We start from the raw sequence: 15,057 nt of genomic DNA, 5'->3' as shown, positions 1-15,057 counted from the left end.
ATGCCGCGCTTCGAGTACACGGAAGGCACTTCGAGCAAGTTCTGGGAAATCGAACGGAAGGACACCGTCGTCACCACCCGCTGGGGCCGCATCGGCACGGAGGGCCAGGAGAAGACCCAGAAGTTCAAGCAGGCGTATGAAGCGCTGCAGGCGTACCAGAAGCAGGTCCTGGAGAAGACGAAGAAGGGGTACACGCGCATCAAGCCGAAGGACACGGCGCCCGCGGCCAAGTCGAACCCGGAGCTGGAGGCCGCCATCCTCCAGGCTCCGGATTCCGACGACGGCTACCTCGTCTACGCCGACTGGCTCCAGGGCCAGGGCGACCCGCGCGGCGAGCTGATTGCCCTCCAGCACGCGCAGCGACAGGCCCAGGGCGCGGAGGCCACCAGCCTCAAGCGGAAGGTCGCGGCCCTGTACAAGAAGCACCAGGGAGCACTGCTGGGCGTGGGCCTCACGTCGATGCTCGGCGAGAAGGCCCTGACACTGGAGTGGCACCTGGGCTTCATCCGTGGCGCGCGCGTCGCGGCGCCGGGGTACGATTCGGACGCCGACTTCGACGTCGTCGAGACACTGACGATGCTGCTGCGCAGCCCCTCCGCGCGGTTCCTCCAGGAGCTGACGCTCGGCCTGCCGGACAACGACGGTGACAACGAGTACGGCGACCTCATCAAGGTCATCACCAAGCTGGCGCCAAAGACGCTTCAGCGGCTGTTCATCGGTGACTTCGTCTTCCCGGACGAGTCGGAGATCTCCTGGGTCAAGCTGGGGAACCTCGCGCCCCTGCTCAAGGCCCTGCCCCACCTCACCACCTTGAGGCTGCGTGGCGGAGACGTGCGTCTGGGGCCGGTGGAGCTGCCGGAGCTGCGTCGCTTCACGATGGAGTCGGGCGGCCTTCCTCGGCCCGCGGTGCAGTCCATCGCCAGTGCGAAGTGGCCGAAGCTGGAGCAGTTGGAAGTCTGGTTCGGCAGCGAGGAGTACGGCGGACGGTACCGCCCGAGCGACATCCAGCCCATCCTCGACGCCACGGAGCTGCCGAACCTGAAGCACCTGGGACTGTGCAACGCTGCCTTCTCCGACGAGCTCGCGACCGTGCTGCCGAAGGCCAAGGTGCTGAAGCAGCTGGAGTCACTGGACTTGTCGAAGGGCACGCTGATGGACTCCGACGCGGCGGTCCTAGTGGCGAACGCGGCGGCGTTCAAGCACCTCAAGAAGCTGGACGTGTCGCAGAACCAGCTCACGCGCAAAGGCGTGAAGCTGTTGGCCTCGTTGTGCCCGGACGTGGCGGCAGGGAACCAACGCGACATCTACGACGATGACGAAGGCGGCCGCTACGTCGCGGTAAGCGAGTAGTCCGGCATCATGGGCGCGCCTCCGTTCATCCTCATCGGCAACCCGGAGAACCGGCGCGTCACGCTGTTCCAGGAGGCCCTCGCCAGACAGGGGCTGCCGCCCGCGCACGTCGTGCCATGGCGTGAGCTACTGGCAACACCGGACCTCCTGGCGGACCTGCCGGACTCGGAGGCGCTCGTCCGCATCGATTCCACGGGCGAAAACTGGGACGTGGAGAAGGCCCTGCTCCAGCGGGGCTACGCGGACGCAGTGGACCACGGCTGTTCCGTCCTGACGCCGGAGCAGGTGGACCGACTTCCCGAGGACCACGGCCGGATTCTCAGCCCCCGGCAGCACCACCTGGGCTTTCTGCGCGCCCTGACGGAGCTGGGGGCCATCTTCACGGCGCATCCGCGCTGGCGCGTCCTCCAGAAGCCCACCGCCATCGCGGACCTCTTCGACAAGCGCATCACCTCTCGCCGCTACGCCGCCCTGGGAGTGCCGGTTCCCGAGCCGATGGATGGCGTCACGGACGTGGAATCGCTCCGCGAACGGATGAAGGCGGAGGACTGCCGCGAGGTGTTCGTGAAGGTGTCGTGTGGCTCCTCCGCATCGTGTCTCGCCATCTACCGGCGGGGGCGCTCGGTGGACACGCTGACCACCACCATCGAGGTGGCGAAGACGGGTTGGTACAACTCGCTGAAGGTTCGCCGCGTCGATGAGCCCGAGCAGGTGGATGAAATCCTCACGTATCTGCTGGGCGAAGGCTCACAGGTGGAGCGCTCGATTCCCAAGGCGCGGCTGGGCGGCGATTACTTCGACTGCCGGGTGCTGATGGTCCGAGGCGAACCGGCCTTCACGGTGGTGCGGCAGAGCATGCGGCCCATCACCAACCTGCACCTGGGCGGATGGCGGGGCGACTTGGACGACTTCCACGCGGCGGTGCCACGGAACGAGCTCGCGGATGCCATGGTGAGCTGCCGCACAGTGGCGCGGGCCCATGACTGCCTGCACGTGGGCATCGACCTCATGTACGAGGAGCACTTCACCGGGCACCGCGTGCTGGAAGCCAATGCCTTCGGGGACCTGCTCCCCAACCTCCGCCGCGACGGGCTCACCGTCTACGAGTGGGAGATTCAAGAAGCCTTGCGTCAGCTTCCGTGACGTTCGCACCTCACGCTGCCGGGAATCGCTCCAGCTACTTCCACAGGGGCGTGGCCGGGACGCGCTCCAGGATGCCGGAGCCGAAGACCCGGTCCAGCTCCAGGTACTCCAGGTGCACGTACCCGATATGACAACCACAGGTCTGCTTCGCACAGGGCCGGGGCTTCAGCGCGGCGTCAAAGTCCGGCGCGTAGATGTTGCCAATGGCCTCCTCGATGAAGTGACACCGCCGCGCCGTGCCCTCGCCGTCCACGGAGATGACGGACTCCCCGCCCCGGCATGCGCGGCCCAGGCTCGGGTGGCGCGTGTTGTTCACCGGGAAGAGCGGGTCCAAGCGCGTGAAGCGCGCCACGTCTTCCGCCATGTACGGCTCCTCCTGCCCGTCCTTCACCGCGTTGATCCACAGGTAGGTGTCCGCAGGCAGCTCGGCACGGAGCGTCTCGGCCTCCTCCGTGAAGCGCAGGAAGCCCACGACGCCCACGCTGTGCCGCACGCCCAGCTCGGTCAGCTTCGCGCACTGGGCCACGAAGCGGTGCCGCTTGGTCCACTCCGGATGGTACGTGGCCCAGATGCCCAGCTTGTCCGCGCGCGCCTGGGCCACCCAGTCCAGCTTGCAGGACAGGTTCGTCTGGATGGCCAACCGCTCCACGTGCGGCAGGTGGGACAGGCGCGCCAGCGCCTCCTGGTACCAGGGCCAGATGAGCGCCTCGCCCCACGGCGTGAAGAACACCGACACCGTGTCCTGCGTACGCGCCTCCACCCACGCGACGAATCGCTCCAGGTCCGCGCGGTCCTTGGCCAGCTCCTCGTCGGTGTGCTTCCACTTGCCGAAGGGGCAGTACTCGCAACCGTAGTTGCAGCTGGACAGCGGGCCCCGATAGAGCACGGTGAGCTTCATCGCCAAGCGTACTCCTTCATCATCGCCTGCACCTGGTCGGAGTGCAGCCAGGGGCCAATCAGGTCGGAGCGCTCCACGCCCGCCGCGGTGAGCTGCACCACCCCACTGTTCTTCCGAGCCAGTCCGTGCGCCTCCAACTCCTCCAGCTCCGGGAAGTCCTCCAGCGCATCGGTGCAGAAGCGCTGCCGGTACACGGCGAGGTCCACGCCGTCCGCCAGCAGGGACAACAGCATGTAACGGCGGCGCCGCTCCTCGGAGTCCAGACGGAAGCCGTAGCCCACCTCACCGAACGACGCCTCGGTCCGCTCGCTGTACGACGAGATGATGGAGCGCACCTCGCGAGAGCCCACCGCGTACTCGGAAGAGTAATGCACCCGGCCCGTGTACGAGCGCGCCCCGCAGCCCAGCCCCACCATGCCGTCCTCCTGGCAGCGATACACCGGGCCGCCCGCGTCCGGCGCATGGCTCGCGCGGAACATCCGCATGGAGACCTGCGTGTAGCCCTCCGACAGGAGGAAGTCGCGGCCCACGCGATAGAGCGAAAGGCGCAGATCGTCCCAGGCCCGCGCCTTCTTGCCCAGGAAGGTCAGCGGCCGGACGTAGAGCGGGTAGAGATAGATCTCCTCCGGCGAGTAACGGAGCGCCGTGCGCAGCGAGTAGAGGAAGCTCTCCGCCGTCTGCCCCTCCATGCCGTAGATGAGGTCCAGGTTCAGCGTGGGGAAGCCCGTGGAGCGGATGAGGTCCAGCGCGGCCTCCACCTGCGCCGTCTTCTGGGGCCGCTTCACCGCGGCCACTTCCGCCTCGATGAAGCTCTGGATGCCCATGCTCACCCGGTCCGTGCCGCGCGAGCGCAACACCTGGAGCTTCTGCGCGTCCACCGTCTCCGGCGACACCTCCACGGACACGGGGATGCTCTTCATGTCCGCGCCCATGACGCCTTCGGCCATGTCGAACACGGTGTTCAACCCCGCCACGTCCAGCAGCGTCGGCGTGCCGCCGCCAATGGCGGCCCGGGCGAAGCTCGCCGTCCCAAGCGCTTCCTTCACCCGCTTCGTCTCGCGCACCAGCGCGCCCAGGTACCCGTCCACCACGTCCTGCTTCGGCCCGGCGGCGGTGAAGAGGTTGCAGAAGCCGCAGCGCATCTCGCAGAAGGGCACGTGGATGTAGAGGAACAGCGCGTCCCGCCGCTCCTCCGCCCAGACGGACTCCAGCGGGAGCGCGGGCGTGAAGGGCCGGTAGGCCGTCTTGTGCGGGTAGCCGTAGAGGTACGCCACGTAGGGCGACCCTTCGAGCATCTGCTCCAGACGCGTCATGGTGCGGTTTCTCAAGGTAGCAGGAATTCAGCGTAGGGCACCGTCCACACCACGGGGTGGGCCAGGCGATGGCCGGTGAAGCCGTCCTCGCCGTAGGTGGTGCCATGGTCCGAGCAGACGATGCAGAAGGCGGGCCCCCGGCGCCGCAGGGCGGCGAACAACGGCGGGAGCTGCGAGTCCACGTACGCCAATGCCGCGGCGTGCGACTCGCGCGAGTCCTGGGTGGCGCCGGGCACATAATGCCGGTTCGGCTGATGCAGCGCCGACACGTTGATGAAGAGGAAGACGCGCTGCTCACGCGGCAGCGCCTCCAGCCGCTGGACGGCCAGCGCCACCTGGTGCTCGGTGGACCGAGCGTCCGTCACGCCCAACTCGGAGCTCCAGTGGCTCTCCGCGAAGAGCCCGGGGAGCACGTTGCCCAGCGGATTGCGCTTGTTGAAGAAGCCCACGCCGCCAATGCAGACGGTGTGGTACCCGCGGCCCGCCAGCCCCGTGACGAGGTCCGGCGCGTCCAGCACGCAGGTGTCCGAGGCCGTCGTCTCGCTGCCCTCGAAGCGCATCGAGAACAACCGGGGATGTAGACCCGGCGTCGCGGGCGTGGGCAGGAAGCCCGCGAAGAAGGCGTGGTGCGCAGCGTACGTGAAGCTCGCGGGAGAGTGCCGCTGCTCCCACTGGCCTCCAGGCAGCAGCGCGGAGAGGTTCGGCGTGCGCCCCTGGGCCGCGAGCGCCTCGGCGACGTCGAAGCGCAGGGTGTCCAGGGTGATGAAGAGCAGGTCGTGCGTGCCGACCACCGCGTTCATGTCCATCGCTTGAGCACTCCGGCGATGTCGTCGAGGCGCGAAGGGATGCACTCCACCGTGAACATGGGCGGCGGCAGCGCGGAGGGCCACGGCCGGCCGTGAGACACCCAGCAAGTGGCCATTCCCAGCCGCGCGGCGCCCACGACGTCCCGCTCCGGGTCGTCTCCCACGTGCAGCACCTCTTCCGGCGAACGTCCGACGTGGGCCAGCGCGGCCTCGAAGATGCGGGCATCCGGCTTCGAAGCGCCTACCTCGCCGGAGAGGAAGACATCCGGCAGCACCTCCGCGAGCCCCGCGCGGGCCAGCTTCGTGCGCTGCACCCGCGCCGAGCCATTGGACACCACCGCCACCGGCCGGCAACGGGCCACGGAGGCCACCCAATCACAGACGCCCGCGTCCTCCTGGACGAGCAGAGGCAGGCGCGACGCCATGTCCTCCCAGAGCGCGTCTGGCGTGAGGCCCAGGCATGGGTACGCCTTCGTCACCTGCTGACAGAACGCGCTCCGGGACGCGCCGCCACGCCCATCCACCTCGTGCATCCAGACCACGGCTTCGGCACGCCGAGCCTCGGGGAGCAACGACAAGTAACGGGAGACGAGCGTGTCCACGTAGCGCGTGAAGGCGCCCGCGCGGTCAATCAGCGTGTCATCCAAGTCGAAGAAGACGGCCCGGGGCCGCATCCGAGCACTCCTTCCCGAGGCTACGAGGATACGCCGCCCCGGCTGCGTCGAACAGCGACAACGCAGTGGGGCGAGCGCATCCTGTCGGATTCGCCGGGCCCCTGCCCTCATGCCTGCCCGTTGGAAGGCGGGAGACTCGGAGATTCCCGGCGAAACAGCGGGCGTTCAGGGAGACGGGTGCGCCTCGCGGTCATACGCCTCCAGCGCCCGGACGACCTCCTCCTGCGAATCCGTGAGCATGAGGTAGCGCGCATAGTCGTAGCCCTGCGCCAGTTGGTGCAGCAGCGGGTACACGGGCCGGGTGCGCGTCCAGAACTCGGTGCCCAGGAAGATCATGGGGCTGATGACGCCCAGCGAGTTGTAGTGGTTCTGGCACGCGTCCTGGAACACCTCCTGGATGGTGCCCGCGCTGCCGGGTGAGTAGACGATGCCGCCCTTGGCGATGGTCAGCAGACCGTCTTCCCGCACGCTGTTGGCGAAGTACTTCGCGATGTGCGTGGCGAAGGGGTTGGGCGGTTCGTGCCCGTAGTGCCACGTGGGGATGCCCAGGCTGGCGCAGTACGGCTGGTCGTCCTCGCCCAGGGGAAAGGCCCGGCGCACGTCGAAGGCGCGCGAGAGCCACTCGCGGTCGGTGTAGCTGGGCGCCTGCGCGAGCATGGCCAGTCCCGCGTCCAGCTCCGCCTCCGTACGCCGCGCGAACCACGCGCCCACGTGCGTGGCCTCCATGGCGCCTGGACCACCGCCGCTGACCATGAAGAAGCCACGGCGCGCCAGCTCGCGCGCCAGGGAAGCCACCGCGCGATAGTCCGGCTGGCCGCGCTTCATGGAGTGGCCGCCCATGATGGCCACCACCTTGCGCACGCTCCCGGACCGGTACAGCAATCCTTGCATGGCCTCCGTGACCGAGTGGTCGTGGAGCCGCTGCGCCAGCGTCTCCAGCAGCGTGGGAGGACTGCCGCGCCCGTTCGCCGCCCAGTGCGCATAGATGCGCGCATCCGGTGTGTCCGCGTAGGACTCCGGCTGAGCCGGGTCGAAGCCCGCGTACAGCTCCTCCGGCGTATACAGCGCGCCACGGTAGGGCTGATAGGGCACGCCGGAGATGGGCGGGAACACCATGGCCCCGTGCTCCACGGTGGCCTTCAGCGCATCCTTCTCCAGCTCACAGCCCAGGAAGACGGCGCCCACGAGCTCGGCGGAGGCCAGCTCCTGGGTGTACCGCCGCAGGTCCAGCCCTTGGATGATGACGTTGGCGAACCCGACGCCCGCCGCGAGGTGCCGCTCGAATGCCTCGATGGTCTCGATTTCAATCACGCATGAACAATTTCATGCCTCGCGGCCCTGTGGGTAGCGAGGAGTGCATCTCGTGCCCCAAGCGCTTCCACGCGGGCCCACCGGCCCCGGACACTCAGCGCCGCGCCTCCAACACCCGCAGGCACGCCTCCGCCTGAAGCAGCTCCAAGCGGGCTCCCGCGGCGGAGGCATCTCTCGCCGCGAGCTGGAGCTGACGTCCAGCCTCCTCCAGCTCGCCCAGTTGCAACTGGGCCCGCCCCAGCACGCACCGGAGCAACGACTGGAGGCGCCGGTCCTCCAGCATGGACGCCAGCTGAAGCCCTCTCAGCGCGTCTTCCTTCGCCAGCTCAGGTGCGCCCGCGCGCGTGTGCAGCAGTGCCAGTCCATGGTGCGTGTAGGCCATGCCCCGGCGGTCTCCCGTGCGTGAATCCAGCTCCAGCGCGAGCTGGAAGAAGTGCGCCGCGCGCTCCCTGTCTCCCGCCCGCGAATACGCGTCGCCCAGGTTCAGCAACGCGGTGGAGTGTTCCCACGTGTCCCCCGCGCGCTCGCTCCAGCGCAGGACCTGGGCGTACTCGGACGCCGCGGCCTCCGGGAATCCCAGCCCGAGCTGCACGCCGCCCAGGGCCCGGTGGAGCAGCGCCTCCACACCCGCCCGCGCGGGGCCGTCTTCCTGGGCTGCCTCCTGTAACTGCTCACGGGCCAGGACAATCCTCGCGCGCGCCTCCTCGAACCGGCCCAGCGCGGACAGCGCCAGCGCGGACAGCGCATCCAGCGACACGGACATCAGCGGCGCCGCGGACAGACAGTCCCGGCGCCCCTCCCTGTCGAGCCCCAGCACCTCCTCGTACCTGCCGAGCGCGAGCACCACCGACGCCCGCTTGAACAGACGCCGGGCCCGGTCCCCCGAGGGAGATGCCAATCCCTCATCATCCAGCGTCCGCGCAGTGTGCCACGCGGCGTCCGCTTCCGCGGGCTCGCCCGCCAGCCGGTGCGCGTCGCCCATGTATTCCCAGAGCCTCCGCCGCCACTCCAGCGCTGCGTCTGGTTTGAGCGCGTTCGCCAGTCCCAACGCGAAGCGATACACAGCCATGGCGGGCCCCGGCTCCAATGCCGCCAGGTTCCAGCCCGCCAGTGATACCAGACAAGGCAGTGCCCGGGAGGACTCCTCCGCTGACAGCCATTGCCGCGTCAACTCCATACTGGCGCGTTGACGCAGCGGCTCCGGAAGGGCCTCATAGGCTTCCGCGGCCCGCCGGTGTGCCGCGGGCAACTCCGCCTCCGGCAGCTCATCTACGCCCGGGGCGGGCTCCACCGCCCACGTGTACCGGCCTCCCGCGACGGAGCACAGCCAGCCCCCCGTCTCCAGCAGCGCCAGCGGCCCCACCCCACCCGCCAACGCCACCAGCACCGCCCGGGGAAACGACGGGCCCAGCACCGACGCCGCCCGCAGCACGTCCCGCTGTGCCGGGGGCAGCAAGGCCTGCCGCGCCGCATGTGCCGCCTCGCCCGTGAGTGGCACCTCCCGCTCCGGCTGCTCCTCGTGCAGGGTCACCGCGTGCAGCAGGTGCAGCGGGTGTCCGGCACTGCCGCGCAGCAGCGCCTCCCGGGCCGCGGGCGTCAGTGTCCCCCGGTTCCGCAACCGGCCCTCCAGCAGCGCCGCGGACTCGGCGGGCCCCAGCCGCCCCACCGTCAGGACTTCCGCCGAGAGAGGCGCTGGCGCCGTGCCGCTGGGGCGTTGGAGCGCCAGCAACAGCAACGGCGTGTGCGACAGCCGCGACACCAGCTCCTCCACCAGCGCATGGCTGAGCGCGTCCCCATGCTGCCAGTCCTCCAGCACCAGCAGGCGCGGACGGCGGTGGGGCATCAGCGCGTGGCACAGGGAGTCGAAGAGGGCGGTGCGCTCGGAGGCGAGGCTCGCCGGAATGCCCTGGCGCTCGCGGCCTTCCAGGAAGCGCTGGATTCGCTCCGCGTCCGCGCTGGACACGCGGCCCGTCCCGGCGGGAGGGCTGAGCGCCCGCGTGGCGTCCAGCAGCTCCCGGAAGATGCCCGCGGGTGCGCCCGGCAACGCCAGGCCACTGCCTTCCCAGATTTCGAAGCCATCCGAGGCCAGGCGCTCCACGAAGGCGTCCTTGACGCGCGTCTTGCCCATCCCCGCTTCACCCATCAACCACACCGCCCGTCCCAACCCGCGCCGCACGTCCTCCGCCAGCCCCATCAGCCGCTTCAGCACGGCGACGCGGCCCACCAGCGGCGGGTGGCACAACCCTGGCGCCCATCGGCGGACCGGCGCGTCCCGGGGCACCCCCGCCGCGCTCCGCGGACACGCCAGTACGCCTCCCAGGAAACGCGCCCCACACGCAACGCACGAGCCCGAAGCCGGGTTCATGGCCACCTCCCTGAAGGATGACGCTGTGTGAGTCGAGCGCCGGTCCTTCGCGTCGCCAGTACGACCCGGGGTGTTGTAGCGCCGGCACGCACCTCGCGCCTCCGGCCGCCAGGGGTGTGGGACTGTTCGCTCCCCACCGCACACCCCCGACTCGCGTCGCAGTGCACTCCGGCGCCCACCCAGGCCCGCAGTGCATCGAAAGCCTCACGCCCAGCGCGTTTCCACTGCCCGCATCGCGCAATGACAAACAATTCCAATCACGCCAGATGAAACAGCAACAAGGTACGCCCCGGCCGGCGCCTGGAGAGCAAGCAGGCGCGAAATCGCGTGTTGAATACGAAATACTTTTGGCGGATGCTCGTTGAGCGTTCGACACGGCAATCACTCGCCGTGACCTTGGAGAAGCCCACCTAGCAAAGCCAAGCACCCCGCCCGTCCCCCACGGCGCGGACTCACCCTTCGTCTGTCTTTAGTTCCCAGAGAGCCCCCATGAAGAAGACCCTCCTGCTGGTTGGAACGCTGCTCGGTATGAGCGGCACGGGCTGTGGCGCCCCGGAAGATGTCTCCCCTGAATCCGACGCGTCCCCCATTGAATTCGATGCCCTCGACAGCCAGGCGGTCAGTGCCGCGGCGCTGACCACGACGGGCTGCACCCAGCTGACGGCCCGGTCAGTGATTTCCAACGGCCATGACGGAAACGTTCCGGCCAATACCATGGATTCCAATCTGGGCACCCGGTGGAGCCGCCTCGGCAAGGGCTCCTGGATTGACTACGATTTGGGCTCCATCCAAAAGGTTTCCGGCGTCTCCGTCGCGTGGCATGAGGGCAACACCCGCGCGAATGATTTCTCCGTCTCAGTCTCACCGGATGGATATACCTATACACAGGTCTATTCGGGCAAGAGCAGCGGCAAGACGACCGCCGCGGAGACGTACAGCTTCTCCACCATCAATACGCGGCGCGTCCGCGTCACGTTCCAGGGCAACAACCTGAATGAGTGGGCCAGCATCGCCGAGGCGCGTGCCTGCTCGTCCACGTCGTCGACGGTGCCGCCCACCGACCCCACCCCGGAGCCGAACCCCGACCCGGAGCAGCCCCAGCCGGGCAACGGCGCCAGCGTGGTGTGGGTCGGTGACTTCGAGACCAACAGCCGCTCGCAGTGGAGCAGCACGCAGATGGTGAGCGCGGACCGGTTGGCGCTGGTGAGCTCGCCCGCGCGGCAGGGCCGCTACGCCCTCAAGGCCACCGTTCGCAAGGGCGACGACCCCATCAACGCGAGCGGCAACCGCAACGAGCTGGTGCGCATGACGCGCGAGGCCACGGGCTCCGAGTACTACTACCGCTTCAGCACCATGTTCGACTCGAGCTTTCCCAGCGCGAAGACGTGGCAGCTCTTCACCCAGTGGCACCACGAGGGCAACTCGGGTTCGCCGCCGGTGGAGTTCTACGTCTACGGCGAGGAGATTCGCCTCAACATCGGCGGCAACCCGGGCACCATCGTCTGGCGCACGCCGCTGGTTCGCGGCCGTTGGCTGGACTTCATCTTCCACGTGAAGTGGTCGCCGGACTCGAAGGTGGGCTTCGTGGAGCTGTACCTCAACGGCAAGGTCGTGATGCCCAAGCGCTTCATCGCCACCCAGTACAAGGGCCAGCTCAACTACCTGAAGGTCGGCCTGTACCGGAATGACACCGTCAGCCCCGTGGGCATCGTCTACCACGACGGGTGGACCATGGCCCGCAAGCTGGAAGACGTCATCAGCCCGACGACGGTCCTCAAGGCCCCGTAGCCACTGACGGGCAGCCAACACCCCTGCCCCCTCCCGGGCCGGAGGCCGCATCCCCACGCGGCCCCGGCCCGGAGTAGTTTCCGGGGCATGTCCCACAGCCTCCTCGTCGTTCACGTCCAGGTCCACGTCAAGCCGGAGCACGTGGACGCCTTCCACCAGGCCACGCTCGCCAATGCGCGCGAAAGCGTGAAGGAGCCTGGCATTGCCCGCTTCGACGTCATGCAGGACGCCGAGGACCCCACGCGCTTCGTGCTGGTAGAGGCGTACCGGACGCCCCAGGCCCCCGCCGCGCACAAGGAGACGGCGCACTACCTCACCTGGCGCGACACCGTGGCGCCGATGATGGCGGAGCCCCGCACCAGTCGGAAGTTCGCCAACCGCTTCCCCGACGACGCCGGGTGGTGACGGACGTGAGCGCCTCTTCCTCGTTCGAGTTCGCCACCGCCACCCGCGTCCTCTTCGGCCCGGGCCGCCTGGCCGAAGCGCCAGAGGCCATTCGCGGCCTCGGGGGCTCCCGGGTGCTGCTCGTCACCGGCGCCAATCCCACACGCGCACGGCCCCTCCAGGACGCGTTGGAGCGTCTGGGACTGGGGGTGACTGTCTTTTCCGTGGACGGCGAGCCCACGGTGGAGCGAGCCCGCGAAGGCACCGCGCGCATCGCGGAAGCGGGCTGTGACGCGGTGGTGGCCCTGGGCGGAGGCAGCGCGCTGGACGCGGGCAAGGCCATTGCCGCGCTCGCCGCCAATGGGGGCGACCCGCTGGACTACCTGGAAGTCATTGGCCGGGGCCAGCCGCTCACCCGCCCGTCCCTGCCCTTCATGGCCATCCCCACCACGGCCGGCACCGGCTCCGAGGTGACGCGCAACGCGGTGCTTGGCTCGAAGGACGCGAAGGTGAAGGCCAGCCTGCGCAGTCCGCACATGTTGCCGCGCGTGGCGCTGGTGGACCCGGACCTGCTCTCTGGGGCTCCCGCCGCGGTGCTGGCGTCCAGTGGCATGGATGCGCTGTCGCAGCTCATCGAGCCCTTCCTCTCCGCGCGCGCCAACCCACTGACGGACGCGCTGGCGCGCGAGGGACTGCGAAGGTCGGCCCGCTCGCTGCGGCGCGCGGTGCTGGACGGCGCGGATGCGCCCGCGCGCGAGGACCTGGCCCTGGCCAGTCTCTTCGGCGGCCTGTGTCTGGCCAATGCCGGCCTGGGCGCGGTGCACGGCTTCGCCGCGCCCGTGGGTGGCATGTTCGACGCGCCCCACGGCGCGGTGTGCGCGGCACTGCTGCCCGCGGTGCTGGACGTCAACCTGCGCGCGCTGCGGGCCCGTGCGCCAACGCATCCGTCACTGCCCCGGGTGCAGGAGCTGGCGGTGCTGCTGACGGGAAGGGCCGATGCCCGGGCCGAGGACGCCGTCGCGTGGGTAGACGAACTGCGCGCGGCGCTGGGCGTGCCGGGACTGGGCCGCTACGGGCTGACGGAGGCCCAGGTGCCCGCGCTGGTGACGAAGGCCAAGGGGGCCAGCAGCATGAAGGCCAACCCCCTGGTGCTGACCGACGCGGAGCTGGCGGAAATCGCCAGCCGGTCGCTCTAAGCAGACGGAAGACACTTCGGCCGATGGTGCCGTGCAGCTCGCTCGGCACCATCCGGCACCTCCGTGCGAACATCCTCATGAGGCCTCGTGTCGTGCCACGCACGACGGGGGCCCGTGGCACCGTAAGACCACGGGCCGTCCACGAGACGCTCACCTTTTCTGCCGACTCGCAGGAGGAATGACCATCATGCGCCCGATGGCGCCGTCCCGCAGAGCAAAACATTAGCATCCAATACAAAACATACACCCTGCACACACAGACACCCGCCCTCACCTTGCTGCAGACCCGTACGGCGCGCGCGGTCCTGGTTGGAGGCATCGACAGCCATGTGGACGCCGGAGTGCTCGGTATGCTGGACCAGGAGGGACGGGTTCATGCGGAGGAGGTTTTGGATGGCTTCGTGCCAGGCGAAGGCGCTGGGTTTCTCTTGCTGTCCTCGCAGAGAACCCTCCCGAACTCCACGGCCATTGCCTATGTGTCATCTCCGGGCCTGGGAGAGGAACAGGGACATCGGTATAGCGAAAAGCCATACCTGGGCGATGGACTGGCAGATGCAGTCCGCGCCGCGGTCGAGGGGGCCTCTGGCCTTCCGGTTCGAACCGTGTTCGCGAGCCTGAACGGCGAGAGCTTCGGGGCAAAAGAATGGGGCGTGGCCTTCATCCGCAACCGAGAGGTCCTGCACCCGGAACTGCGCATGGAGCACCCCGCGGATTGCTTCGGAGACCTCGGGGCGGCGACTGGCCCGGTCCTCGTTGGACTCGCGGCGCTCGGACTGAAGAGAGGCCACTTGCCCGGACCATGCCTTGCTTGGTGTTCTTCAGAAACTGCTCCGCGCGCCGCCACCCTCGTGAGCAGTGAACCCATGCCGTCATAGGGGCAGCGCCAATGGCAAGTTCGGTCTTCGTCAATTTCCGAGGCGTGGTGCATCAGGGAAGCGGAGGCATGAACACGGTCTTCCCCGACGTATGCAAGACGCCAACGCCCTCCGGGCCCGTCCCCATTCCCTACCCGAACATTGGCAAGTCCAGCGATACGGCGAAGGGCCCCAAATCCGTCGTGGTCGAGGGAAAAATGCCAATGGTCAAGGGCGCGAAGTACAGCCTCACCGCGGGCGACGAAGCCGGTTCCGCAGGGGGCGTCGTGAGTGGCTCGACCAAGGGCGAGGCGGAATTCATGCTCTATTCCTTCGACGTGAAGTTCGAAGGCAAGAACGTGTGTCGCATGGGTGACCCCCTCTTCCACAACAAGAAGAACATCATGGGTTGAGGCTCACCATGCCCAATCAGTTCGATGGTGCCACCGGGATTGCCGCGAAGCAGGCCGACGAGGAAAAGGCCCCGGACAAGAAGAAGTGCAAGTGGTCCAACTGCGAGGGACACGAGAAGGACCTCGACTCGGAGTACAACCCAAAGGGAACGGGGAACGTGTCGCGCCAGGGCCAAAAGCTACGGGATACCCTGCACGGGAAGAACCTGGAGCCATGGGCCAAGGGAGGTCATGGCGAGACCAACGTTCGCAAGATGTACCTGGACCAGCGCAAGGATGGCACCATCACGCTCAAGGCGGAGACCCATCCCTATCGGGTCGAGGCCCATCACATCTTGCCTGTTGAGCTGAAACTCCATCGGGCGCAGCTCGCCGCGTAGTGGCGGCGCCGCCAGTTCCAAACGGGCGGAGCGCCACCTCTGCTGCAAGGAGCCCATTATCCGGCTCCTTGCCCGTTACCCCGACACGCTCCTAGCCCCTCTCCTGGGCTCCAGCAATACCGTCCAGCGGCATCGCCAACTGCGTGGCATCCGGGGTATCTTTTGAGCGCCGTCATCCACCG

General features: G+C 68.4%; 13 protein-coding genes. 7 read left to right on the top strand and 6 right to left on the bottom strand.

Annotated elements, in window-relative coordinates; genetic code table 11:
* Positions 1 to 1,350 (top strand): WGR domain-containing protein, encoded by a 1,350-nt coding sequence (locus BHS09_RS14230; protein WP_140798138.1) that lies wholly within the window; start codon positions 1 to 3, stop codon positions 1,348 to 1,350.
* 9 nt (positions 1,351 to 1,359) lie between these two features.
* Positions 1,360 to 2,493, top strand: coding sequence for an STM4014 family protein (locus BHS09_RS14225; RefSeq protein ID WP_140798137.1), 1,134 nt, complete (start codon positions 1,360 to 1,362; stop codon positions 2,491 to 2,493).
* Positions 2,494 to 2,527: 34 nt separating this feature from the next.
* On the opposite strand, the gene BHS09_RS14220 is transcribed toward BHS09_RS14225, so the two are convergent.
* The 6 genes from BHS09_RS14220 to BHS09_RS14195 form a co-directional block, all read right to left on the bottom strand.
* Positions 2,528 to 3,391 (bottom strand): STM4011 family radical SAM protein, encoded by an 864-nt coding sequence (locus BHS09_RS14220; protein WP_140798136.1) that lies wholly within the window; start codon positions 3,389 to 3,391, stop codon positions 2,528 to 2,530.
* Positions 3,388 to 4,704 carry an STM4012 family radical SAM protein gene (locus BHS09_RS14215; protein ID WP_140790482.1) on the bottom strand — a complete coding sequence of 439 codons (1,317 nt, stop codon included), beginning with the start codon at positions 4,702 to 4,704 and terminating at the stop codon, positions 3,388 to 3,390. The genes BHS09_RS14220 and BHS09_RS14215 overlap by 4 nt, the downstream gene beginning before the upstream one ends.
* 11 nt (positions 4,705 to 4,715) lie before the next feature.
* Positions 4,716 to 5,510 carry an STM4013/SEN3800 family hydrolase gene (locus BHS09_RS14210; RefSeq protein ID WP_174258773.1) on the bottom strand — a complete coding sequence of 265 codons (795 nt, stop codon included), beginning with the start codon at positions 5,508 to 5,510 and terminating at the stop codon, positions 4,716 to 4,718.
* Positions 5,501 to 6,184: an HAD family hydrolase gene (locus tag BHS09_RS14205; RefSeq protein WP_140790478.1), complete on the bottom strand. Its 684-nt coding sequence runs from the start codon at positions 6,182 to 6,184 to the stop codon at positions 5,501 to 5,503. The genes BHS09_RS14210 and BHS09_RS14205 overlap by 10 nt, the downstream gene beginning before the upstream one ends.
* A 165-nt stretch (positions 6,185 to 6,349) precedes the next feature.
* On the bottom strand, positions 6,350 to 7,495 hold the full coding sequence (locus BHS09_RS14200; RefSeq protein WP_140790477.1) for an LOG family protein: 1,146 nt from the start codon (positions 7,493 to 7,495) through the stop codon (positions 6,350 to 6,352).
* A 94-nt stretch (positions 7,496 to 7,589) separates the two neighbouring features.
* A complete protein-coding gene (locus tag BHS09_RS14195; RefSeq protein WP_237078295.1) occupies positions 7,590 to 9,860 on the bottom strand; it encodes an AAA family ATPase in 2,271 nt (756 codons plus the stop codon).
* Positions 9,861 to 10,349: 489 nt separating this feature from the next.
* Between BHS09_RS14195 and BHS09_RS14190 the strand changes: the two genes are divergently transcribed.
* From BHS09_RS14190 to BHS09_RS14170, 5 genes are all read left to right on the top strand, one after another.
* Positions 10,350 to 11,648, top strand: a complete 1,299-nt coding sequence (locus BHS09_RS14190; protein ID WP_140790474.1) for a heparin lyase I family protein — start codon at positions 10,350 to 10,352, stop codon at positions 11,646 to 11,648.
* A gap of 87 nt (positions 11,649 to 11,735) precedes the next feature.
* Entirely contained in the window at positions 11,736 to 12,053 is a 318-nt protein-coding gene (locus tag BHS09_RS14185) for an antibiotic biosynthesis monooxygenase (protein ID WP_140790471.1), read from the top strand.
* Positions 12,047 to 13,228, top strand: coding sequence for an iron-containing alcohol dehydrogenase (locus BHS09_RS14180; protein WP_140798135.1), 1,182 nt, complete (start codon positions 12,047 to 12,049; stop codon positions 13,226 to 13,228). Before BHS09_RS14185 ends, BHS09_RS14180 begins: the two co-directional genes overlap by 7 nt.
* Positions 13,229 to 14,171: 943 nt before the next feature.
* Positions 14,172 to 14,495: a DUF4150 domain-containing protein gene (locus BHS09_RS14175; protein WP_228559531.1), complete on the top strand. Its 324-nt coding sequence runs from the start codon at positions 14,172 to 14,174 to the stop codon at positions 14,493 to 14,495.
* Positions 14,496 to 14,503: 8 nt separating this feature from the next.
* Complete coding sequence (locus BHS09_RS14170; protein WP_140790465.1) at positions 14,504 to 14,875, top strand: hypothetical protein; 372 nt, start codon at positions 14,504 to 14,506, stop codon at positions 14,873 to 14,875.
* Positions 14,876 to 15,057: the final 182 nt, after the last annotated feature.

The sequence above is a fragment of the Myxococcus xanthus genome, assembly GCF_006402735.1.
GTDB classification, from domain to species: Bacteria; Myxococcota; Myxococcia; order Myxococcales; family Myxococcaceae; genus Myxococcus; species Myxococcus xanthus_A.
This window is presented reverse-complemented; position numbering and strand designations above follow the sequence as displayed.

What these genes read in the sequence shown, in the direction of transcription:
- BHS09_RS14185 (WP_140790471.1), top strand. Translation starts at nt 11,736, where the DNA reads ATGTCCCACAGCCTCCTCGTCGTTCACGTCCAGGTCCACGTCAAGCCG.
- BHS09_RS14190 (WP_140790474.1), top strand. Translation starts at nt 10,350, where the DNA reads ATGAAGAAGACCCTCCTGCTGGTTGGAACGCTGCTCGGTATGAGCGGC.
- BHS09_RS14220 (WP_140798136.1), bottom strand. Translation starts at nt 3,391, where the DNA reads ATGAAGCTCACCGTGCTCTATCGGGGCCCGCTGTCCAGCTGCAACTAC.
- BHS09_RS14210 (WP_174258773.1), bottom strand. Translation starts at nt 5,510, where the DNA reads ATGGACATGAACGCGGTGGTCGGCACGCACGACCTGCTCTTCATCACC.
- BHS09_RS14215 (WP_140790482.1), bottom strand. Translation starts at nt 4,704, where the DNA reads ATGACGCGTCTGGAGCAGATGCTCGAAGGGTCGCCCTACGTGGCGTAC.
- BHS09_RS14230 (WP_140798138.1), top strand. Translation starts at nt 1, where the DNA reads ATGCCGCGCTTCGAGTACACGGAAGGCACTTCGAGCAAGTTCTGGGAA.
- BHS09_RS14175 (WP_228559531.1), top strand. Translation starts at nt 14,172, where the DNA reads ATGAACACGGTCTTCCCCGACGTATGCAAGACGCCAACGCCCTCCGGG.
- BHS09_RS14225 (WP_140798137.1), top strand. Translation starts at nt 1,360, where the DNA reads ATGGGCGCGCCTCCGTTCATCCTCATCGGCAACCCGGAGAACCGGCGC.
- BHS09_RS14170 (WP_140790465.1), top strand. Translation starts at nt 14,504, where the DNA reads ATGCCCAATCAGTTCGATGGTGCCACCGGGATTGCCGCGAAGCAGGCC.
- BHS09_RS14195 (WP_237078295.1), bottom strand. Translation starts at nt 9,860, where the DNA reads ATGAACCCGGCTTCGGGCTCGTGCGTTGCGTGTGGGGCGCGTTTCCTG.
- BHS09_RS14205 (WP_140790478.1), bottom strand. Translation starts at nt 6,184, where the DNA reads ATGCGGCCCCGGGCCGTCTTCTTCGACTTGGATGACACGCTGATTGAC.